This window comes from Spiroplasma endosymbiont of Diplazon laetatorius (genome assembly GCF_964019625.1).
Taxonomy (GTDB): Bacteria; Bacillota_I; Bacilli_A; order Mycoplasmatales; family Mycoplasmataceae; genus Spiroplasma_A.
The window spans coordinates 668056-690803 of the sequence record NZ_OZ026458.1; the positions used below are offsets into that span (position 1 = coordinate 668056).

The following is a 22748-nucleotide window of genomic DNA, read 5'->3' on the forward strand; positions in this document are numbered from 1 at the left end:
TAATAAAACCAATAAAAGCAATAGTTAGGTATATTGCTTTAACAACTATTCCGGCAAAGAAATATTTCTTTGATTTTTTAAATTTTATAAATTGATTTCTAAATTATAAAACTATAAATGAGTTTTTAATATCAAATGCACTTATTTTTACTTCATCACCGAAAGTTTTTAATAATTTATTTTCTAAGTCATCAATAAAGTGATTTTCCATATAATGACCTAAAGTTAACATATCCATGTTATTTTGATCTGCATAAAGTCATTCACTTCATTTAGCTTCACCAGTTACAAAAAATGTATTTTGTAACTGTAAGTCCATCATAGTTGATGCCCCACTACCTGGTGTTAAATAAATTCTGTCAATTTCTTTTTCTAAATCAGATTTTCTAGTTAACAATGATTGTTGTTTTCCGAAAACAAATTTTAGTTTTTCAACAGCTTCTTGTAAACTAATAGATCTTAATAATTTTATTTTGTAACCTTCATTGAAAGTTCCTACTTTATCAACACTCTTAACATTTAATTGTGTTTCAAGTAAATCTATAATGTTTTGTTTATCACTATTGTCATAATTTGTGTGAATTGAAAATAATTGAATTTCATTTTCAATACATAAATCATAAATTTCTTTTTTAGCTAAGTTTTTCATCTCATCTTCTAAATCTAAGAATAAGAATGGATGTCTACTGATAACAAAGTTTGATTTGTTTTCAATTGCATAATTTATAACTTCTTTAGTTACATCAAGACAAACAACTACATGTTCTACTTCATCTTGACTTTCTAAGTTATAAACTTCTTCAAGTTGCAACCCAACTTTGTCTCACTCAGCTGCGTTTTTTTGTGGGAATACATCGTTTAAATAATTAATCAATGCATTGGCTTTAATTTTATTCATTAATTAAAGTTCTCCTTTTTAATAATTTACTAATTTCTTTTTTTCTTTTTAATGTAGCTTTATAATTTTTATCCTTTTTAGGAATTTGTTGCAATAGATTAAAAAGTTTTTCTTCTTCTTCTAATCATTTTTGTAAGAATAATTTATTCTTTTCATCTTTAATTAGTAATGGACCAAATAAAATATCATTTCTGTTTTTTATTTTAGTACCAGCAAATTTATTTATTTTAATAATTTCATAAATAATTTTGTTATCTTCAACTATTATTTCTTTTTCTACAAGATATTTTTTATCTTTAGTTCATTGTCTAATTGGTTCTAAACTTGTGTTTGAAGCAATTATGTATGAATAAATATTTTCATTATCTTTTTTTAGAATATCTAAAATAGAAGTTGAACCCATTCCTGCAATAATACAAGAATCTAATTTTATTTTGTTTGGTATTGTTCATTCTATACCGTCTGCTAATATTGTTTCTACTTTATCTGCAACACCAAATGATGCCAGATTATTTTTTGCAACATTAAGTGGACCTAGTGCCACATCTGTTGCATATATTTTTTTTGCTTTACCATCTTTAGCTAAGTAAATTGGAAGATAAGCGTGATCAGTTCCTATATCAGCAACCACTTCACCTTCTGTTATTAAACTTGCTAACGAAAATAAGCGAGGAGTTAAAAAACTCAAATTATCCTTTAAAGAAATCTCTTAAAGCTTTTGCTTTAGGATTTGATGCAGATGGTTTGAATTTTCTAATTGTTTTTGCTTCAATTTGTCTAATTCTTTCTCTTGTAACTTTTAGTTCTTTACCAACTTCTTCTAAAGTTTTTGGTGAATCATATTTTGAAAGATGTAATTGAATCATTGGATTCTTGTATTTTTGAATTTTTTCAATTGATGTATCATAGTGAATATCTAAATCAGCAATTGATTGTTTTAATTCTTCATAACTATCATCATCACATTCTTGTGCAAGTCTTACTAAAGTTCTTAATTTAGTTGGTAAGATACCAAATCTCATTCTAACAACTTTTTCTTCTCTTGGTGCAAGTATGTCACTGAATACTTCATCAATAACTTCTCTTAAAGCTTCTTTTTCTGCATATTCATCTGGAGATGAAATATCTTTATCTTCAACAAAGTCTCCAAAGTGAGTATCATCTTCATCACCAAATGGTTTTTCTAAACTAACTGGTTCAATTGATAATTTTTTAATTTCAATAACTTTTTGTGGAGTAATTCCTTTTCCAAAAGTTTTTGCAATTTCTTTTGATGTAGGTTCTCTTCCTAACTCTTGAGTTAATTGTCTTTCAATTCTTGTAAGTTTATTAATTGTTTCAACCATGTGAACTGGAATACGAATTGTTCTAGCTTGGTCAGCAATAGCTCTTGTGATTGCTTGACGAATTCATCATGTTGCATAAGTTGAGAATTTGAATCCTTTTTTGTAATCAAATTTATCAACAGCTTTCATTAAACCAATGTTTCCTTCTTCAATTAAGTCTGCAAAGTCTAATCCTCTGTTTAAATGTTTTCTTGCAACAGAAATAACAAGTTTTAAGTTAGAAGTAATTAATTTATCTCTACCTTCTTTTGCAATTTCTGGATCTGAATCTTCTAACATTTTTGCATATTCAACTTCTTCATCTTTTGTTAAGATTTTTGATGATCCAATTTGGTTAAAGTAAGATTTAATAATATCTTGAATTTTTGTTTCATTACTAATTCCACCAACTCTATATTTAACTGGAGTATTGTTTTCATTAGCTTTCTTTAAATCTTTTCTTTCTTTATCTCTTTTTCTGAATTCACCTTCAAGTTCATCAGCATCATCATCTGATTCTTCTTCGTCTTCTTCATCTTCTTCGATAAAGTCATCTGTAAAGTTAACTTCTCTTTTTGCTAATTCATCAAATAAAGCTGAAATTTCTTCTTCATCTATATCTTGGAATTTTTTGAAAATAACTTCTTGAATTTCTTCTTGAGCTATTTCATTATCATTTTTGTCTAAGTAATTTCAAAGATATTCTTTGAATTCTTCCATTGTTTCAAATTTTTTTAAATTTAATGCCATTATTGTTTTCTCCTTTTATCATAGATTTTATTTCTATCTTTTAATAATTGTTCAATGTGCTCTGCAAATTGAATTTTTAATTCTTTATCATTTGTAGAATTCATTTTATCATTGAAGATTTTTATTTCATCTTCAATGTTATAAAGTTCTATTGCATCAAAACAATCTTCTACACCTCTTGGTGAAAGTGTTTTTTGTAATGATGAGAAATGTCTATTTTTAATTTCATATATGTACTCACAATATTTTGTTCCAACTTCTTTTAAATCATTTGCGATTTGTTCTCAGTTATGACCAAAATATTTATTTTCTTTATATTGATCAATTATGAAGTTCAGTATTTTTTTAACTCCAACATTCTCAATTGTATTTATTTTTTTCATTAATTCATCTTTTAATGAATCATCTTCTAATAAGTTTCAAATCAATGCAGCTTCTGCAAAGTTTTTTGAATTCTTAATGTTAATGTTTTGAACTTTTACTTCTGCAATTTTATTTTTCTTAACAGTTTCATAAGCATACTCTGGTATTTCAAAGTTAGACTCATCTTCGTTTACATAACTGTTCATCATTCTATTTATGTACTCTTCATTATTATTTGAAAAGTCTTGAACATATTCTTCTTGATAAATGTTTTGTTCAACTTGAACTGGTGTTGGTTTTACTTTTCCCTTAGCTTGATCAAAGTTTTTTCTAATTGTACTTCTTTCAAGTTTTGTTATTTCACTTAAGTTCATAATTGTTGAATCAATTATGCTTTCGTTACTTTCATATTTTAATATTGAAATAACTTGTTCAACAAACTCACTTACTTTAATTGAGTTTGTTACATCTAAGTCTTTTGAAAAATATTTAGTTGCAAAGTTTGCAGGGTGAATTGAATTTTCAATCATTTGATTAATTAAATTCTTTTCTCCAGCTTTTACAAGTTCATCAGGATCTTTTCCTGTACTGTTTTCAATAATTGTTACATCAATTCTTTTTTCTAATAAGAATTGAGAAATTTTCATAGCTGCATTTACTCCAGCTTTATCTCCGTCTAAAAATAATTTATATCTTTTAGCTACTTTTGAGAAAAGTCTTAAGTGATATTCACTCATACTTGTTCCCATGATTGCCACAGTATTTTTTATATCAATAGATTCTAAACTTATTACATCCATAAAACCTTCTAGAATAATAATTTCATTTTTTATTCTAGCTTCTTTTTTTGCATGATCAAAGTTATAAGCAAGTTGTGATTTTTTAAATATTAAACTCTCACTACTGTTTTTATATTTTGGAGATTCATTTGAATCAATTACTCTTCCAGAAAATCCAATTATATTTCCTTCTTCATCAGTTATTGGAAATATCAATCTATTTTCAAATGCACAATTATGGTCAATACCATTTTTATAAACTATTTGTGAATCAAAAATATCTTCTTTTGAAAATCCTAGTTTGATTAAGTAATCATAAACTTTTACTTTGTTAGGACAAAAACCTATTTTAAATCTTTCAATTTCTGCTTCAGTTATTTTTCTTTCTTTTAAATAATTTCTTGCATTAGTTGATAATGAAGAAATTAATAATCCATTAAAGAAATCAGCTGCAGCTTTATTTATATTAAATAAAATACTTTCTTTTGAATTGTATTTAGGTTTATCTTCAAAATCTTTTAAGCCATCTATTTTAATTTTTAAATCATTTGCAATTAAAGATAGAGCTTTAAAGAAAGTGGTGTTATTAAATTCTTGTACAAAGGTAATAACATTTCCACCAGTTCCACAAACAAAACATTTAAATATTTTTTTGTCTGGTGAAACATTCATTGAGGGATCTGAATCATCATGGAAAGGACAAACAGAAACATAGTTTCTTCCTTTCTTTTGAAGATCAATATACTTGCCAATTACATCAACGATGTTGGCTTTACTTAAAACTAGATCAATTTGTTGTTGTGAGATTGCCAAGCTTACCCCTCCTTACTTAAATTAGTTTTGTTAATAAGTATTCTTTAAGTTTTATAATTTCAATTCTTTCTTGTTCCATTGTGTCTCTGTTTCTTACAGTTACACAATTATCATTTTCAGTATCAAAGTCTACAGTTACACATAAAGGAGTACCAATTGCATCTTGTCTTCTGTAACGTTTTCCAATGTTTCCTGTTTCATCGAAAGTTGCATCAAAGTCTAATAATAATTCTTTGTAAAGTTCATTAGCTTTTTCTTTTTGTTGTTTTTGTAATGGCATAATAGCAACTGAGTATGGAGCAAGTTTGTAAGGAAGTTTCATTACAACTCTTTCACCATTTTCTAATTGTTCTTCTACATAACTTTGACAGAATATAGCCAATAATAATCTTTCAACTCCAACACTTGGTTCAATTACGTGAGCTAAGTATTTTTCATTTGTTTCTGGATCTAAATAAGTTAAATCTTGTGAAGAATGAGTTTGATGTTGATTTAAATCAAAATCACTTCTATGAGCAATACCTCATAACTCTCCTCTTCCAAATGGGAAATCAAATTCTATATCAACTGTTCTTTTTGCATAGTGAGCTAATTCATCTTTGTCATGTTCTCTTATTGAATAGTTTTGTGTATCAATAAGAACAACTTTTTCTAAGAAGAATTTTACTCTTTCAAGTCAGTATTCAAATCAATCATTTGAATCATTTGGAGAGAAGAAGAATTCTAATTCCATTTGTTCAAATTCTCTTGTTCTAAAAATAAAGTTACCAGGAGTAATTTCATTTCTAAATGATTTACCTATTTGACCAATTCCAAAAGGAAGTTTTTTTCTTAAAGCTCTTTGAGAATTTTTGTATTGTACAAAAATACCTTGTGCTGTTTCTGGTCTCAAGTAAACTGTTGAAGCTTCATCTTCAACTACACCTTGATTTGTTTTAAACATTAATGTGAATTGTCTAATATTTGTAAAATCATTAGCATCACATTTAGGACAATTAATACCTTTTTCCTTAATGAAGTTTTCTATTTCTTCATTAGTTCATCCCCCAACATTCATGTCAGTGAATTTCTCTTCAATTAATTTGTCTGCTCTAAAACGTGATTTACATTTTTTACAGTCAATTAATGGATCATTAAAGTTTCCTAAGTGACCTGAAGCTTGTCATACTTTAGGATTTAATATAATTGATGAATCCAAACCAATGTTATATTCATTTCTTCTAACAAAGAAGTCTCATCATAGTTTTTTTAATTTGTTTTTAACTTCAGCTCCTAATGGACCATAATCTCAAGAATTAGCAAGTCCACCATAGATTTCTGAACCTTGAAATACAAATCCTTGTGATTTCAAGTGCGAAATTAGTTTTTCTATTTCTACTTTCATAGTTTTCTCCTAGCAATAAAAAATGCAAACTTCGAGTTTGCATATATCGAGATACTTAGCGATTTTCCTACATTAACGACACCTTGTCAATACACTATAAGTGTTATTTATATTTCTTAGCTTCTTTTTCGTTAACATTCAAAGCAACAGTGTCTTTTAAGAGTTTAATTGGTCCCATATAAAAACCAAGTGCATGTTCAAAATGATCAACTATTATATTGTGTAAAACTATTAAATCAGTGTAATGATACTTTTGTTCAACGTTAAAGTATATTGTTTTTCTGTTTATATTAGATAAAACCTTAATAAAAGATTCAGGTTGTACTTTTTCACCAGGTCATAAACATCTAGCACAAATAAAGCCATTTTCAGTGTATTCAAATCTTACTATTGGAAAAGTAGATTTTTTACATCTAACACAACCTTTTATTCTAAATGGTTGAATTGATTCTTGGATTAAATAAGCTAGAAAAAATAAGTAGTTTATAAATGAGTTTCTATTATCATTTATATTTTCTAGACAAAATGTAAGCATTTTAAATATCTTATAGTTCTTATTGCTTATTTGATCAATTTGATCTAATACTTTAAACATAATAGAACCATAAACATAGTTATTATAGTTTTGAGCTATTTTAAAGTAATCTCTTTTTAAAACACCTGTTTTTAGTTTACTTAACTTATCTTCTCTTCTAGCTTTAAATATTTCAAAATCACTTAAACTAAAAGTTTGAATAGAATACTTATTTTTTGATGTTGATTTATTAACACCAGGAGCTATAAATGATGTTTTACCAAATTGCTTGCTAAAAACCTTAACAATTTTGGCATAATCATCAAAATCTGTTGATTCCATAACTACAGCATTTATTTTTGTTGCTCCCATTTATTTCACCTAATAACTATCTTTATCGTATCCTAATTGTTTTATTAATGAAGCAGATCTTCTTCATTTTTCTTTTGTTTTAACAAAAAGTTCTAAATAGAATTGTTTATCAAATAAAGCTTCTAATTTTTCTCTTGATTTAATACCAATTGATTTTATTTTAGCCCCTTTATTTCCAATAATTATTCCCTTTTGACTTTGTTTTTCACATATTATTGAAGCTATGACTTTAATAATATCTTTTTTCTCTTCAAATTTGTCTATTAAAATAGCAACTGAATGAGGTATTTCTTGTTCTGTTTGTAAAAGAATTTCTTCACGAATAATTTCTCTTATTAAAAAACGTTCTGGTTGGTCTGTGAATGTTTCATCAGGATAAAATTTAATACCAGTTTCTGGTAAAGTATTTTTAATTTCATCTAAAAGAACTTGTAAATTACTTCCCATTGTAGATGAAACTGTTGAGATTTTTTCAAATTTAAAATCTTGTTGTTTTCATTCTTTTATTCTAGTTTCTAATCTTTCGTTATTTACTAAATCGCTTTTAGTAATAACTAAAAATACAGGAACATCTCTTTCTTTTAAAGCATTTAAAATGAATTTGTCATTATCTCCAATAAATTCATCTGCAGGAGCTAAGAATAAAATAATATCTACTCCTTTTGTTGATGAAAGAGCTACTTTATTCATAAATCTTCCTAATTCGTGTTGTGCTTTGTGAACACCTGGAGTGTCAACAAAAATATATTGAGCATCATCATGAGTCAATATTCCATTTATTCTGTTTCTAGTAGTTTGAGCTTTGTCTGTAACAATAGAAACTTTTTTTTCTAATAAAGTATTTAGTAAAGTTGATTTACCAACATTAGGTCTACCAATAATACTAATAAATCCTGATCTAATTTTTTCCAATTTTTTATCTCCTAAACAGTATCTTCTGATTCTTTTATTTTTTCTTCGTTATCTCTTTCTTCTAAATATTGTTCAAAGTCATCTTCTCCCTCGAACATATTTAAAACAACTGCCTTTATTTCTTCTCTATCTTTTATTGTTCAAGTATATCTTATAGCAGAGTTCATAGAAAGAACTCAAGGTATAAGCATGATTAAATATAAGTAGAAGTATCATAATCCACTTTGTCATGCAACATTTTGGACCATATAAAGTCCATAAGTTATAAAACCAAATAAGAATATTTGATTTGTTCAATAGAAAAATAAACTTCAACTATTGTATGGTACTACATATGCAGATAAAAAGATAATATATCCAGCAACAAGTATGACATATTTTGCAGCATTGAAATCTGTTCTTGCAAAAATATCCATTAAATGAAATACACTAGCTGTAAGTATTAAGAATCAACCTGTTGTTATCATTAATTTTCTTGCTTTAATTTCACCTGGTGTTACTCAAGTTTTAAATATAAATCCGTTTTCTCTATCTTCTGTTTTTCTATAACGTTCAACTCTCATTCATTCTCTATTTCACATGTTTACATCATAAAATATTGATTTTAAAGGTAAATAAGAGAAAATAGCTACAAATATAGCAAATATTCATATTCATTGAGTTCTTAAAACAGTAAGCATTTCAGAAATATCACTGAATTTATGTAAAAGACCAACTCAGTCTAATACAAATAAGAAACTTCCGTAAAGCAGTGCTTCGGATATATATAAAGTATTAAAAATAGCTGTAAATATTGTCGTTCCCTTGGACATAGTCATATTTAACATAACTATCAAAACACAAGACATAATGAAAACATGATAAATTTGAATAGCCATAAATGTATTTAAAACATTTATTTGATCTTGATACAATCAAAGTTCTTCTGGATTAATAGCATTTACAGGATCATTCATATGTGATTGAACAATTAATCTTGCATAAAGAAAAAATGCTATTCATATTGCTTGGATAGGCATTGTATATACAACTTTACAACAAGCTCTTAATCTAGAAATATAATCACCTTCTGAAACCATCTTTACATGTTGAGATCTTAAAAATCTCTTTGTAAATGTTTCACCAAGTTTACCTTTTACAAGCAAGCTAGTTTTTTTCATGTTTTCACCACCTTTTCAATTAAATACAATTACTATTTAAAGAATATATTAATAACTATTAAGAAGAATCCTACAAAAGGAGCTCCACAAGATATTCAATAAACAAGTTTATAGTCTTTTCAAACCTTTTCTTTCTTGGTTAAATTTATTTGCCTAACTTCATCATTAATTACTGTTTTTACTTTTGTAAATTCACTGTATTTTGTAAGTACAGAAATACCTGCAGAACATACAAATAAAACTCAAATTGAAACTATTCCAGATTCAGGTTTCATTTTTGTCATATCAAATAATCATTCAAATAAATCTGCATAAGAACCACCAACAATAACTAATAAAGTTATTATTCAAACTCAAGTGTGTAATCAAGCTTTTTTTCTAATAGAGTTATGGATATGTCTTTTTGCAAATAATTCATTAAAGTATCAAACTACTTCTCTAGAGTTATATTCCATAGCTCCTCTAAAGATTGTTTTTGCATAATCTATATCTGTATAAAGTTTTCTTTTATTAACACCAGTTAATTTAGATATTTTTAAGTCATATTTCATTTTTTCAAATAACTTTTCTCCATCAACTCTAGTGTGGAGTCTTTGATTTAATATTTTTCTCTGTATTCCAGAAAAAATTAGAGGAGAAATTACTATTATTACTAAACCAATTGCTGCTAGCACATCAGTTACTATAGTTTGAAGTGTTATCATATTCTTTTCTCCTTTTAATCTCTAAAATTATATAAAAAAACTAGGTAAAAACCTAGTTTTGTTACATATAATTTTCTTCAATAAACTTGTGGTATTCTTTTGATTTAACAATTCAAAAGTTTGTAAGTGTTTTGAAGTATTCACATTCCATTCATTCAGATTTTTTTGTTCTCATAATTTCACCATATAACAAGTTTGATATAGGAAACATTTCAAGCATTTCAAAATATCTATTTGGGAATGAAACTGCAGGTCCAAAATTATTGAATATTAAAACCATTTGCATAAAGAATCAACAGAATAATTGTGTATTAGAACCAAAAGTACCTTTTACATAATTTTCATGTATAAAAGCTGAAATTTCAGTAATGATTTCATCAGGTGTTTTTAAACCTTCTAACTTCATTAACATTTCACGCATTGCTTTATATACATCATTATCTTCACTTTTATCTGAAAATAAATCATAGACACTGGCGTCTTTATTTAAAATTAAATAAAGATCTTTATAGTCAGAAACATGACAATGAGGGTAATCTCATCCATTTTCTTCCATTTCTTTAACTTTTGCTAAAATTATTCTTCTCACTTCAATTCAAGCATCAACTAACATTATTGTATTTTGATTCTTGATTTTAACTATTTCTTCTTCATCAAAGCCTAAAACTTTTGATTCAATATAAGTATAAACTTCAGCTAGAGAACAATCCCCACCCATAAGTTTTAAACAGTTAAATGTATGATCGGCCCCTACTCCGATTCAAAAATTATCGTTTTCATAAAATTTTTTCATAATAAGCACACTTCCTTTTAAACAGAATATCTTTCTTTATCATAATGAGAAAATTGTTCTATTTTATCTTTAAACATTGATACAAGTTGTCTAAATTCTTTACACAACGCAAAATTTTTTGAGTTATTAGTTTTTGCATATACAATTACTTTTTGATGTAATTCAATAACAGCTTCAAGTTCTAATCTATCTTCAAACACAACAATACCGTGTCCCCTTGATATCATAGCTGTTTCGACCAATCAAAATAAATATTTAAAAGTCATATCCCCTAAGTAATCATGAGCAGTTAAATCATATGCTGCTGCTAGTAAATATTCAATAAGCGAATCGAAAGTTTCCACAATGGTCAATTTAGAAATTATTCGTTCCAATTTTGTTAAAAATTCTCTACTATTTTCACTATAACCTTTAAACATTTCAACATATTTAGCTTCAGGATCAATTAATTTGTAAAGAGCTACAAATTCATCTAACAGAAGAACATCAACTCTTCTTGAAAATTTCTTTTCAAATTCTTTTATTTTTAAGACCATATCTCTAACTATGTTTCAAGCTTTAATATAATTTATAACTTCTTGTCCGAAATCATCAACAGCTTCTGGATCCAAATATTCTTTTTCGGCCATAAGCTCAAATATCTCGTCTTTAGATGTTTTGACATTAATCCAATTAAGAAACGAAGTTAAATAATCGGCACCCTTTTCATTTCAAAAATCATCATTTCTATAAAACACTTTGACACCCCTTAATCGTTTATGTTTTTACTTGTAAATGCATATGGTAAAAAGTCTTTTACCTCAAATGAATCAATAAATTCATTTTTATTATAAACCCAAACTTCTTGATTTTCTAAAAGTAATTCAAAAAGTGTTTGTCTACAAGTACCACAAGGTGATCCAAATCCTTCTGAATCAGTATATAAAGCAACAAGTTCAACATCATTTTTGTTGTAACCTTGAGCTATCATTTGTGGAAGTGCTGATCTTTCAGCACATATTGTTGGATTATATGCTGCATTTTCAACATTAACCCCTTTTATTGTGTGTCCATCTTTTAAGTAAACTATACAAGAAACTCTAAAGTTTGAGTAAGGAGCATAGGCTCTTTCTCTAAGTTCTTTTAAGTCTTCAAATACTTTGTTTTTATCTAAATTCATTTTTAATATCCTCACTAACTAAATAGTTGACCTATAGTCTCTATTAGTTTGGGTAAATATATAAGAAATCCGATAACAACTGATAACAATGCATTAATAATACTTGCTGCTGCACAGATATCTTTTATTTTCTTGGCTTGGATATTATATTCAAAACTTAATAAATCAACGAAGTTTTCAATTGAAGTATTAACAAATTCAAAACCAGTTAAAACACCAATTGTAAGTATCACTATTGATCACTCAATAGTGCTTAAACCTATTCAAATACCTAAACCAATTGCAAAGATAACTATTATTAAATAAACAATTAAAGTAGATTCTTCTTTAAAAGCAGTAAATATACCTCTTGCTGCATTAGCAAATTTGTTCTTTACTCTCGTACCAACTTTAGTCTTTTTCTTAATGTCGTTTTTCTTTGCCATATAGTTACACCTTTTTTTCTGCTCTATTATTATACTTTAATTAACTTTTAATTTGCAAGTTATAAAAAAATGCCTAATAAGGCATTTTATATACTATATTTTGCTTTTCTAAAATAGAATCTGTTAAAGAAAACATTTCATCAGCTTCTTTTTCATTTGTTTCATGGTCATATCCAAGAATATGCAATAATCCGTGAACAAATAATCAAGCCATTTCTTCTTTGATTGTATGATTATATTTTTGAGCCTTATTGTTTGCTTCACTAAATGTTATGAAAATATCTCCAATTTCTCTAAAATCTAATTGTTCATAAATACCAAAATCATCGTCTATTGGAAAAGAAATAACATCTCCAACATAATCTTTTTGTCTATATTCATTATTAATAGCTCTTGATTTAGCTTCATCTATAAAATTAACAGATAAACTAAGACTTTGATCTATTTTAAGAACTTCTTTTGTTGAAGTTAATAAATTATAGTAAAGTTCTTCATATTCTTTTAATTGTTCTTGGGTTTCATAAACAAAGTCTAGTGAATCATTCATAGTTATCTCCTATTTAATCTAGAAAATATTTGATAAAAGATAAGATAAAAGAGATATCTTTTCTCCATATATCAATACATGGTTTACTGGATATTTAATGCTTCCAATATTGTTTATTCCAATTTTTATTAATGAATTAGAATACTCAAGTTTAGAAGAGTCCACAAACATGTTTCCTTGATTAGTTTCTAAAATTATATAATCAATTAAACTGATATTCAAATTTTTATCACTTAACAAATAAAGATCTGTATTAACTATTCCATTATCATCAATATATTCTTGTAAATATAATGAACCTAAAAATACTTGCTGTTTTTTTATTACACATAAAATAATAATTACAAAAATAAGAGATATTAAAAGTATATATAAAGTTTTTATATCTTTTTTCATTAAATTACCTCAACTTTCTTTTCAAAGAAATTAGAGTATGCAATATCATGATCACACATTACAATTAAACTATTTCGTTTATAATTCATAAAAGCTTTAAATAAATAATAGGCAGTATGTTTATCAACATTACTTAGCGGTTCATCAATTAGATATAGGTCTTTTTCTGTAAAAAATAGACTTATAAAATTTATTATTTGTCTTTGACCCTTACTTAAGTTAGAACCATTATCAATTAAGTTTTTTTCTAAAGCAATATTATTTCTTTCTAAAATTTCTAGTAAATGTAAATCTTCTAACAATTTAAAATCAACTTTATTTTTAAATTGTTGAATATTTTGTCATACTGTTCCATTAAATAAATAATCATATTGACCTAAATATATGATTTTGTTTTTAAATGTATTTTCTTCTATTTCTTTTAATTCAGATTTATCGTTTATTAATATTTGACCTTCATAACTTTTAAAGTGACCAGAAAGTATTTTTAACAATGTTGTTTTACCACTTCCACTCTTACCATGGATAAAAGTATTTTTGTCCACCATGAAATTAAAATCTTTTAAAAGACAATTATCACTTTTATATTTATATAAACTTTTTATCTCAATTTTTTTAATTGAGTCTATTTTAATTTGCTCTACATCAGTTTCTTTGTCTTGTATAAAAATAAAATTTAATGATTTATCAGCTATAAATATTTCTTGTAAATCTAAAATGAAATTCGTTACATTAGAAAAGAAAATATTTATATAACTACTTACTGATGTATAAAACAATAAGTCAGGCATAGTAAATTTGTTTTTATTTATATATATTACAGATATGTAAAATATTAAATAGAAAAACATTTTGTTTAATGTTGAAAATACAAAGTTAGATTTATTATCTAAATCAAATATATTTTTACTTTCTTTGATTGTAGATTCAAAGTTTTTATAACTACCAGACTTTATTTCATTTTCAATATTTTTAAATTTAATTTCTTCAAAACCATCAATCATTTCTCTATAACTTAAGGAAAACTCTATTATTTTTCTTTCTCTTTTTAATTTAAACTCTTTCATTAAATAAAATAATCCAATAGATAATGTTATACAAATTAAATTTTGTATCAGAACCAAAGTTAATATAAATGGAGATATTATTATTAAAAACAATGAAGACATTAAAAATAAAATGAAACCCAAAGGTAAGCTAATAAATGTTTGAGTTATAAACTCAGATAAAATATTTATATATGTTAGTTTTTTGACTCACTCCTCTTTAGAAGAAGAGTTAAATTTTTCTATATCTAAATTTAATAATTTATTTTTATAAAACATATAAATATTTTTACTTATTTTATTTTTTATTCTATATATTATTTTATTAATAAAATACGATACCGTTATTTGAACAAAGAATAAAAAAATAAAAACTAAAAATATAGTTCGCATAGTTTTTGAATCATTTATGTTTATATTTTTCATATAAATTTTTATAAAGTTATTGCTAATCAAAATTAAAATATTAATTAAAAAAGAAACACAAAAAATTAAAGTAACTTCTTTTTTGAAAACTTTGATAAAGTTAAATCAATTCAAAATATTTTTATTCTTGAACTTTATTTTTTCAAAAGATCTAGTTATAGAAAGATAACCCTGATATATTTTTTCAATATCTTTTAAATCAACTCAGTGCAAATCATTTTTATTAGGATCTGCTATCAATAACATATCTTTTTTTCTTTTATAAGCGATTATAAAATGTTCTAGATTATTTTCATTAACAGCACTTAAAACTATTGGATTTGTTATTTCTAAATCAGTTAATTCTTGAAAGCTGCAAGCATAAGAAATAAATTCAACTTTATAGTTATTTAATAAATTTTCTATTTCATAAAAATTCAACATATCATCATTTAAAGAGTTTTCAAACTTTATTTCTTCAATACCAAAATTTTTATTATGATAATAATTTATTAACATTGTTGAAACAGCAATACCACAATCATTTTCACCTTTTTGTTTCACAAACTTATAAGTCATTATTGTCACCCAAAATAATAATCGCCACAAAAAAAAGTTAAATTAAAATTTAACTGCGAATCTAATAAATTCGATATCGTCTCATTTCAATTTAACTTTTTTAGGTCTTCCTTTAATAAAGAAGTTGAATATAAATTCTTCTCCACTTATTTCAGTTAAGTTTCCTGAAAATTCATTAAATGTTTCAATTGGTTGTTTTACTTTCAAGAAGAAGTAACTACCTTTATTATTTTTTAAAACTTCTTGAGTCTTTACAACTCTTTCAGCTCCTGCACTTGCAACTTCAAGAATATAAGGTTCTTTAAGTTCTTCTATTCCATCTAGAAAAGCCGATACTTCTTCATTTGCCCTTATAAGCAAATCAAAGTCCATATTCTTTTTAGTTACATCTTTGTTTTCAACCAGCACTTGTAGTACAGTTGATTCAAAATCATTTACTATATTTAATTCATATAGTAAAAAATCACACCCAATAAGAATATCTTTTATATTATCTGAATACTTGCTTTTAACAATTTCTAATGACATAGCTACCTCTTTTATAGAATAATTTTATATCATTTTAACTAGATAAATAAAAAAAGATAATGATTTTCATTTAGAAATTAAATGAAAGTTGTTCATCATCTTTTAAGTTATCTGTAATTTTTAGTTTTGCAAAGATCTCGATTTGTGTTTGTGTAACTTGTGTTCTTTGTTTTAAGTCACTTACACTAGTTATTTGTCTTTCTTGACGAGCATTAACTATAGATTTAGCCACAGATTCTCCAAGCGAATCAATAACATTAAATGGAGGTATTAATATTTTTTTACCATCTTCATTTAAAATCACAAATCTACTTCCTTCAGAAATATTGAAATCGATGTTTCTGATTTCAACTCCTCTTGCATACATTTCTAATAAAACTTCATACACTGTTATTAGTGCATTTTCTTTTGCAGTTACAGGTAATTTATTATTTTGTCTATGTTTAATATCATCAATTGCAGCTTTAACAGCTTCTTTACCTTTTAAAGCAGTTTCTAAATCAAAGAAGTCTGCTCTTGTTGAAAATCATGTTGCATAATATTCTTCAGGATAATAAATTTTATATCAAGCTACCCTATAGGCCATTAACACATAAGCAGTGGCGTGAGCTTTAGGGAACATGTATTTAATTTTTAAACAACTGTTTATATATCATTCAGGAACATTGTGTTCTTTCATAAGAGCTATTCATTCTTTTGAAAGACCTTTTCCTTTTCTAACACTTTCCATAATGTTGAAAGCACTTGAAGGATCTAATCCCATAGACATTAAGTAAACCATAATATCATCACGACAACCAATAACAGAAGAAATGTTTGCAATACCATCTTTGATAAGTGATTGAGCATTACCAACATAAACATCAGTACCATGACTTAACCCTGAAATTTGAACAAGGTCAGCAAAAGTTTTTGGTTGTGTTTCTTTTAACATGTTTCTAACAAACTGAGTTCCAAACTCAGGTAAACCAATAGCTCCAGTTGACTCTCCCAATATTTCTTCTGAAGAAATATTTAAAGCAGAAAGTTCAGAGAACAATGAGTAAACTGCTTTGTCATCTGTTGGTACTTTAATTGGATCAAAACCAGTTAAGTCATATAACATTCTTAAAGCAGTTGGATCAACGTGACCCAAGATATCCATTTTCAATAAGTTATCATGAATTGAGTGGAAATCAAAGTGAGTTGTTTTTCAATCACTTGCATCATCATCTGCAGGATAGTTAACCGGAGTAAAGTCTTCTATTTCATATTCTTTTGGAAGAATAATAATTCCACCAGGGTGTTGCCCTGTTGTTCTTTTAACTCCAGTTGAAAGTCCAGCTAGTCTCTCAACTTCTGCTTTTCTTATTAAATCTAAATTCATATTTTGCTTTTCAAAATATCCCATTGTAAATCCATAAGCAGTTTTTTCAGCAACAGTTGATATTGTTCCGGCTCTAAATACGTTATTCTCTCCAAAAATTTCTTTTGTAAAGTTGTGAGCAACTGGTTGGTATTCTCCAGAGAAGTTTAAATCTATATCAGGAACTTTATCTCCATCAAAACCTAAGAAAGTTTCAAAAGGAATATCATGTCCATCACCTATTAATTTAACTCCACAGTTTGGACAATCTTTTTCTGGTAAATCATATCCACATTTATATTCTTCTGGAGTTTCAAAGTCTGAATATTTACATTCATTACATCTGTAATGTGCTTTTAGTGGATTTACCTCTGTAATTATAGAAGTTGTTGCCACAAAAGAACTACCAACAGATCCACGACTACCTACAAGATATCCATCATCATTTGATTTTTTAACCAACAAGTGACTAATTCAATAAACAACAGCAAAACCATGTTTGATAATTGATGCAAGTTCTTTTTCTAAACGAGCTTCAACTATTTCTGGTAAGTTATCTCCATAAAGAAGTTTTGCATTTTTATAACATTCATCTGTTAAAAGTTTATCAACGTTTTCAATGTTTGGTGGATAAGAACCAGATCTAATTGGAGTGATATTCATATCAATCAAGTCTGAAATCTTATTTGGATTTTCAATAACAATTTCATTTATTAATTCACTATTTTCAAGTCATTTAAATTCTTCTAACATTTCATTTGTTGTTCTTAAATGTTGATCAGGATTATCTTTAACTCTTTGCTTAAAGTCGTAAAGCGGGTGATATGATCCACCTAATCCTTTTGTATTAATATAAATGTCTCTTATTTTTTTCAATTCAGGTTCAACATAGTGAGCATCACTTGTTGCAATAATTGTTTTATCTAATTTTTTAGCTATTTCAATTATTTTTAGAATTAAAGTTTTTAATTCTTCCATTGTTAAATCTTCTGTTTGAATTAATTTTTTATAAACACTTAGTGGTTGTAGTTCAATGTAATCAAAAAGTTTAATTGCATCTTCTAGCATTTCAAATGTTCCAGTTCTTGCATATTCAAAAACCATACCATTAACACATCCACTACCAATTAAAATATTTCCTTTTTCTTTTATTTCTAAAAGTTTTGATTGAAATATTTTTGGTGAACCTAAAAAGTTTTCTGTATGTGAATAAGAAATTAATTTATATAAATCTTTTAAACCTTCTTGGTTTTTTGCTAACACGTTTACATGGAAACCTCTAGATCTTCTGAAATTTTCATTTTCAAATTTATCTTTATTAAATTTATTTCAATCAGAATCAACATCAATTGGAATTATTTTTTTTGCTTCACTTCACATATGTTCATACATGTTTGTTAAAACCTCGGCATCGTAATCAGCACGGTGAGCAATTTTTTCATCATGAAGAATTTGATATGCTTTAGCAACAGTTCCTAATCTGTGATTTTTTAATCTAGGTTGTAGAACTCTTGCAAGTGATAAAGTATCTATAACTGTATTTGTTAATTCACCATAACCAAGTTTATGTGCATAAGCTTGTAAAAAGTTAAAGTCGAAGTTGGCGTTGTGAGCAATTAAAATTCCATCTTGAATTATTTCCATAATGTTTTTAAATTCAATTTCAATTGAATTTTTATCTTCTAACATTTCATTTGTAATGTGGGTTAATTCAGTTGTAAATTTTTTCAAAGGCTTAGTTGGTTTAATAAGTATGTCATATTTTTTTGAAGTACCTTTTGCATAATCATAAACGTTTGCACCAAACTCAATTATTTCATCATACTCTGGTGATAATCCAGTTGTCTCTAAGTCGAAAACAACAAACTTAGCTTCTCTCAGTTTTTGTTCTTTTGGATTTTTAATTAATCAAGCTTCATCTTGTAACATTACAAGTTCACTTCCATAAATTAATTTTAATTTATTTTCTTCTTCAACACCTTTGTTGATACTTGATATTGCATAGTAAGCTTCAGGGAAAGCTTGAACATTTAAGTGATCTGTAATTGCAATTGAATTTCATCCAAATCTTTTTGCAGCTTCGATATAATCTTTTGCACTACTTACACCATCCATTACAGACATTTTTGTATGTGTATGTAATTCAACTCTTTTGTTTTTAGCTTCATCTTTTCTGAAAACTTTTTTAGATTCAATTTTTTTATATTTATTAATATAAAAAATATAACTCTTATCAAAACTTGAAAAGTTAAAGTTACCATTAAATGAAACTCAATCACCTTTTCTTATTATTTGATTTTCAAAACCTACAAAACTTTCTTTGGTCTCTTCAGTGATTTCATCAAAGAAAGTTGGATCATTATTTCTTTGAAAGAAAATACACATTACAGAAGATGTACCATCTGTAATTGCTATGTTGTAAATATTTCTTCCAGCTTTTGATTGACGAATTTGTTTTGAAATAACTTCACCTTGTATTGTAACGTTTTGTGCATCTTCTTCTAAATCAACAATTTTGTCATAAGTTGCATTATTTAAAATATCATCATTAGATCTATATTTTGGTTTTGGTGAAGTTAAGTTTGACTTAGCTTCATAAGTTTCTTTTTGAATTGTATTAACAACTTGAGAAGCTTTTTCATATTTTTCTCTAATAACTTCAAGAACATCTGTATCAAGATTTTCTTTTACTCTAATTTCTAAATCAACATCTCTAAATCCATATTTTAAAAGTTTGTTTTTGTAATATTCTTTGTGTTCTTCTAAAAGAATTTTTTCAGTTTCATTTGAAACGTTAAAGAAAACCATTCTGTGATCATTAAAGTAATCAACAGTTGAAGGAGAAAGTATTTTAATAGTTCCTGTTTTAACTTCAGCTTTTTGTTCTTTAACATATTCAATATGGTTTCAAATTAATTCTTTTGTGTAATTATTATTTTCTACTAATAAATTTAGTTTTGTAGGAACATGTGTATTTGTAGTTAAAATTGATTCAACTTTATGAAGTAAGTGAATAGGTAAAAAGTCTTTAATTTTTATAAAGACTCTTAGTTTATTTGTACTACCACTAAATTCAGCTTCTTTATAAAAATGGGCTTGGTCAAAACAAACTTCTTCTGATTCATCTAAAAATACATTAAGTTTTTCAAATAACTCTCTAACTTCTCTGTTCATTTTTCCTACCCCCTTTTTTTATGTCCTATTAGATTATAAAATCTTTTACAGTAATTATTACAAATAATAATAAAAATAAAACAGCCCCAGCAGTATTTACTATAACCTTGTATTTTGTTGGTAACTCTTTTCTTAATATCATTTCAATAAAGTTTTCTAATAATCTATAACCATCTAATGGTGGTATGAATATTAGATTTAATATAAATAAGTTAGCACTTATTGTAGCTACATATATAAAGAATTGATCTGCACTTTGTAAAAGTCCAGCAGTTTGTTTAGCCACTCCAACTGGACCAACTAGATTAGCAAACTTACCTGTAAATACATTTCCTAAAGCTTCTAAAATAGATATTGAAGCTTTGAAAGTTTCTTTTCAACCAGCGCCATATGCTTGTGCTGTTGTTTTATATATTCTGTCAGGAGCTGCAATACCAACTTTTTCATTTGGTTGTAATTCAAAGTAATCAGTTTCCTTTGCTTTACCAAGAGCTATACCACTATAAACATCGACTTGTTTATAGGTAAATTGTATTTTTACATTTTCTTTTTCATTTGCTAAAGGTAGATTATCAATAAAACTATAAACAGTTTTTTTGTAATCAACTGCCTTGTTATTTTCTAAATCATTTATATGTCCTTTACATTCATTATCTTGTAATTGTTTTTCACAGAAACTATCGAATATAGATTTTCCATTTGAAGTCATATTTCATCCTCAAATAACATAATCTTGACCAACATAATTTATTTTTGGCTCATTTTTATTTTCTTTTGCCAATATAGCTTTTGCTGCAATTGCGTTTTGATCATAATTTGCACCAAAATATGTCATATCACTTTTTTTAACACCCATAGCGGCAAAAATAGTTGTAAATAACATTAAAGCCACAAACAAGTTCATTAAGGGACCTGCCAAAATAAAGAACATTTTCTTTCATCTAGCAATATAGTCTAATTTTCTTTCATCTGGAACTTCAACATCTTCTCTATCACTTGGTGGATCGGATTTATCTGATGCAATAGAACAATATCCACCTAAAGGAAAAGCTCTTATTGAAACTCAAGTTTCTTTTCCTTTAAACACAAAAAGCCTTGGTCCAAATCCAATTGAAAATTCATATACATAAGCTTTTGCAATTTTAGCAACAACTAAGTGTCCTACTTCATGAATTGTTATTAGCAATAATATTACTATTATCCCAATAAAGAAAGCTAATACAATCATTCCACTACTTGCTTCAGTCATTTTTTATTCTCCGATTCTTGATAAAGTCATTTTTCTTATAGCATTATCATATTTTAGTATTTGTTCATAAGTTGTAAGTTCAATGTCTTCACATTCATTGAAAATAACTTCAACAATTTCAGTTATTTGATAGAAACTTATTTTACCCTTCAAGAAATAATCAACACACACTTCATTTGAAGCATTTAAAGCAATTGATTTTGAGTTATTAGAATCAATACACTGCATAGCAAATTTTATTGGTTTGAATCTAACTTCATCGATTTCTTTTAATTCTAGATTAATTAAATCATTAAATTTCATATCATTTTGTTTTAAATATGAAAATCTTTTTGGAAAATGCAAGAAGTAATTAATTACTTGTTTCATATCTGGAACAGATAATTGTGCTTTTATAGATCCATCTTCAAATCCAATCATTGAGTGAATTATTGATTGAGGATGTAATAATGTTTTAATGTTTTTAACACCAAATAAATGATATGCTTCAAGTATTTCAAATGCCTTATTAAACATTGTAGAGCTATCAATAGTTATTTTTTTACCCATATTTCAATTTGGATGATCCAAAGCTTGTTGTAAAGTAACATTTTTTGTTTCTTCTAAAGTAAGATTTCTAAAACTTCCCCCAGATGCAGTTATATAAATAACATTAGGTTTATTTTGCTCTTCTAAACATTGAAAAATAGCACAGTGTTCTGAATCAATTGGATATATTTTGGTTTTGCTTGTTTCAAGCATTTTATTAATTAGATTTCCAGCAGTTACAAAAGATTCTTTGTTTGCATTTAATAGTATTAATTCTTTTTCAATAGTTTTTAAAGTAACTTGTAAACCATAAAAACCACTTAAAGCATTAATAATTACGTCTTCATTTTGTCCAAATAGATTTAAAATATCTTCATTTATAAATTCAACTTCAGGGAATTTGATTTTTAATTCACTTAATTCTTTATTTGAATATACTTTTTTAATAGTTGGAAATCAAAGCAAAAAAGATTCAACTTGTGAATCATTTTCTCCTACGCTAAGCGCTATTAAATTGTACTTATCTTTATTTTCTTTCAACAATTCAATACATTGTTGACCAATATTTCCTGAAGCACCAAATAATATTATATTTTTCAT

General features: G+C 26.3%; 20 protein-coding genes. All 20 read right to left on the reverse strand.

What is annotated here, in order from left to right:
- Nucleotides 1-103: 103 nt before the first annotated feature.
- The 20 genes from AACL10_RS03210 to dxr all read right to left on the reverse strand — a co-directional run bounded on the left by AACL10_RS03210 (nucleotide 104) and on the right by dxr (nucleotide 22748).
- Entirely contained in the window at nucleotides 104-898 is a 795-nt protein-coding gene (locus AACL10_RS03210) for a Nif3-like dinuclear metal center hexameric protein (RefSeq protein WP_338984520.1), read from the reverse strand.
- A complete protein-coding gene (locus AACL10_RS03215; protein ID WP_338984522.1) occupies nucleotides 891-1586 on the reverse strand; it encodes a class I SAM-dependent methyltransferase in 696 nt (231 codons plus the stop codon). Before AACL10_RS03215 ends, AACL10_RS03210 begins: the two co-directional genes overlap by 8 nt.
- A gap of 1 nt (nucleotide 1587) precedes the next feature.
- On the reverse strand, nucleotides 1588-2973 hold the full coding sequence (locus tag AACL10_RS03220; protein ID WP_338984523.1) for a sigma-70 family RNA polymerase sigma factor: 1386 nt from the start codon (nucleotides 2971-2973) through the stop codon (nucleotides 1588-1590).
- Complete coding sequence (gene dnaG, locus AACL10_RS03225) at nucleotides 2973-4928, reverse strand: DNA primase (protein ID WP_338984525.1); 1956 nt, start codon at nucleotides 4926-4928, stop codon at nucleotides 2973-2975. The genes AACL10_RS03220 and dnaG overlap by 1 nt, the downstream gene beginning before the upstream one ends.
- Nucleotides 4929-4944: 16 nt before the next feature.
- Nucleotides 4945-6312: a glycine--tRNA ligase gene (locus AACL10_RS03230; protein ID WP_338984527.1), complete on the reverse strand. Its 1368-nt coding sequence runs from the start codon at nucleotides 6310-6312 to the stop codon at nucleotides 4945-4947.
- A gap of 103 nt (nucleotides 6313-6415) precedes the next feature.
- Nucleotides 6416-7198, reverse strand: a complete 783-nt coding sequence (gene recO / locus AACL10_RS03235; protein ID WP_338984528.1) for a DNA repair protein RecO — start codon at nucleotides 7196-7198, stop codon at nucleotides 6416-6418.
- 9 nt (nucleotides 7199-7207) lie between these two features.
- Nucleotides 7208-8110 (reverse strand): GTPase Era, encoded by a 903-nt coding sequence (gene era / locus AACL10_RS03240; RefSeq protein ID WP_338984529.1) that lies wholly within the window; start codon nucleotides 8108-8110, stop codon nucleotides 7208-7210.
- Nucleotides 8111-8121: 11 nt separating this feature from the next.
- Nucleotides 8122-9270 carry a hypothetical protein gene (locus tag AACL10_RS03245; RefSeq protein WP_338984531.1) on the reverse strand — a complete coding sequence of 383 codons (1149 nt, stop codon included), beginning with the start codon at nucleotides 9268-9270 and terminating at the stop codon, nucleotides 8122-8124.
- A 32-nt stretch (nucleotides 9271-9302) separates the two neighbouring features.
- On the reverse strand, nucleotides 9303-9974 hold the full coding sequence (locus AACL10_RS03250; protein ID WP_338984535.1) for a hypothetical protein: 672 nt from the start codon (nucleotides 9972-9974) through the stop codon (nucleotides 9303-9305).
- A 61-nt stretch (nucleotides 9975-10035) separates the two neighbouring features.
- On the reverse strand, nucleotides 10036-10767 hold the full coding sequence (locus tag AACL10_RS03255; protein ID WP_338984537.1) for a hypothetical protein: 732 nt from the start codon (nucleotides 10765-10767) through the stop codon (nucleotides 10036-10038).
- 17 nt (nucleotides 10768-10784) lie between these two features.
- Nucleotides 10785-11396: a hypothetical protein gene (locus AACL10_RS03260; RefSeq protein ID WP_338984539.1), complete on the reverse strand. Its 612-nt coding sequence runs from the start codon at nucleotides 11394-11396 to the stop codon at nucleotides 10785-10787.
- Between the two features lie 119 nt (nucleotides 11397-11515).
- Nucleotides 11516-11926 (reverse strand): cytidine deaminase, encoded by a 411-nt coding sequence (gene cdd, locus AACL10_RS03265; protein WP_338984541.1) that lies wholly within the window; start codon nucleotides 11924-11926, stop codon nucleotides 11516-11518.
- Between the two features lie 14 nt (nucleotides 11927-11940).
- Nucleotides 11941-12351 carry a diacylglycerol kinase family protein gene (locus AACL10_RS03270; RefSeq protein ID WP_338984543.1) on the reverse strand — a complete coding sequence of 137 codons (411 nt, stop codon included), beginning with the start codon at nucleotides 12349-12351 and terminating at the stop codon, nucleotides 11941-11943.
- A 73-nt stretch (nucleotides 12352-12424) separates the two neighbouring features.
- Nucleotides 12425-12898 (reverse strand): rRNA maturation RNase YbeY, encoded by a 474-nt coding sequence (ybeY, locus tag AACL10_RS03275; RefSeq protein WP_338984545.1) that lies wholly within the window; start codon nucleotides 12896-12898, stop codon nucleotides 12425-12427.
- Between the two features lie 18 nt (nucleotides 12899-12916).
- Complete coding sequence (locus AACL10_RS03280) at nucleotides 12917-13294, reverse strand: hypothetical protein (protein WP_338984548.1); 378 nt, start codon at nucleotides 13292-13294, stop codon at nucleotides 12917-12919.
- Nucleotides 13294-15324 carry an ATP-binding cassette domain-containing protein gene (locus AACL10_RS03285; protein WP_338984550.1) on the reverse strand — a complete coding sequence of 677 codons (2031 nt, stop codon included), beginning with the start codon at nucleotides 15322-15324 and terminating at the stop codon, nucleotides 13294-13296. Before AACL10_RS03285 ends, AACL10_RS03280 begins: the two co-directional genes overlap by 1 nt.
- 42 nt (nucleotides 15325-15366) lie before the next feature.
- A complete protein-coding gene (locus AACL10_RS03290; RefSeq protein ID WP_338984552.1) occupies nucleotides 15367-15852 on the reverse strand; it encodes a hypothetical protein in 486 nt (161 codons plus the stop codon).
- 70 nt (nucleotides 15853-15922) lie between these two features.
- Entirely contained in the window at nucleotides 15923-20371 is a 4449-nt protein-coding gene (locus AACL10_RS03295; RefSeq protein ID WP_338984554.1) for a PolC-type DNA polymerase III, read from the reverse strand.
- A gap of 28 nt (nucleotides 20372-20399) precedes the next feature.
- Complete coding sequence (locus tag AACL10_RS03300) at nucleotides 20400-21620, reverse strand: site-2 protease family protein (protein WP_338984557.1); 1221 nt, start codon at nucleotides 21618-21620, stop codon at nucleotides 20400-20402.
- A 3-nt stretch (nucleotides 21621-21623) separates the two neighbouring features.
- Nucleotides 21624-22748, reverse strand: a complete 1125-nt coding sequence (gene dxr / locus AACL10_RS03305; protein WP_338984558.1) for a 1-deoxy-D-xylulose-5-phosphate reductoisomerase — start codon at nucleotides 22746-22748, stop codon at nucleotides 21624-21626.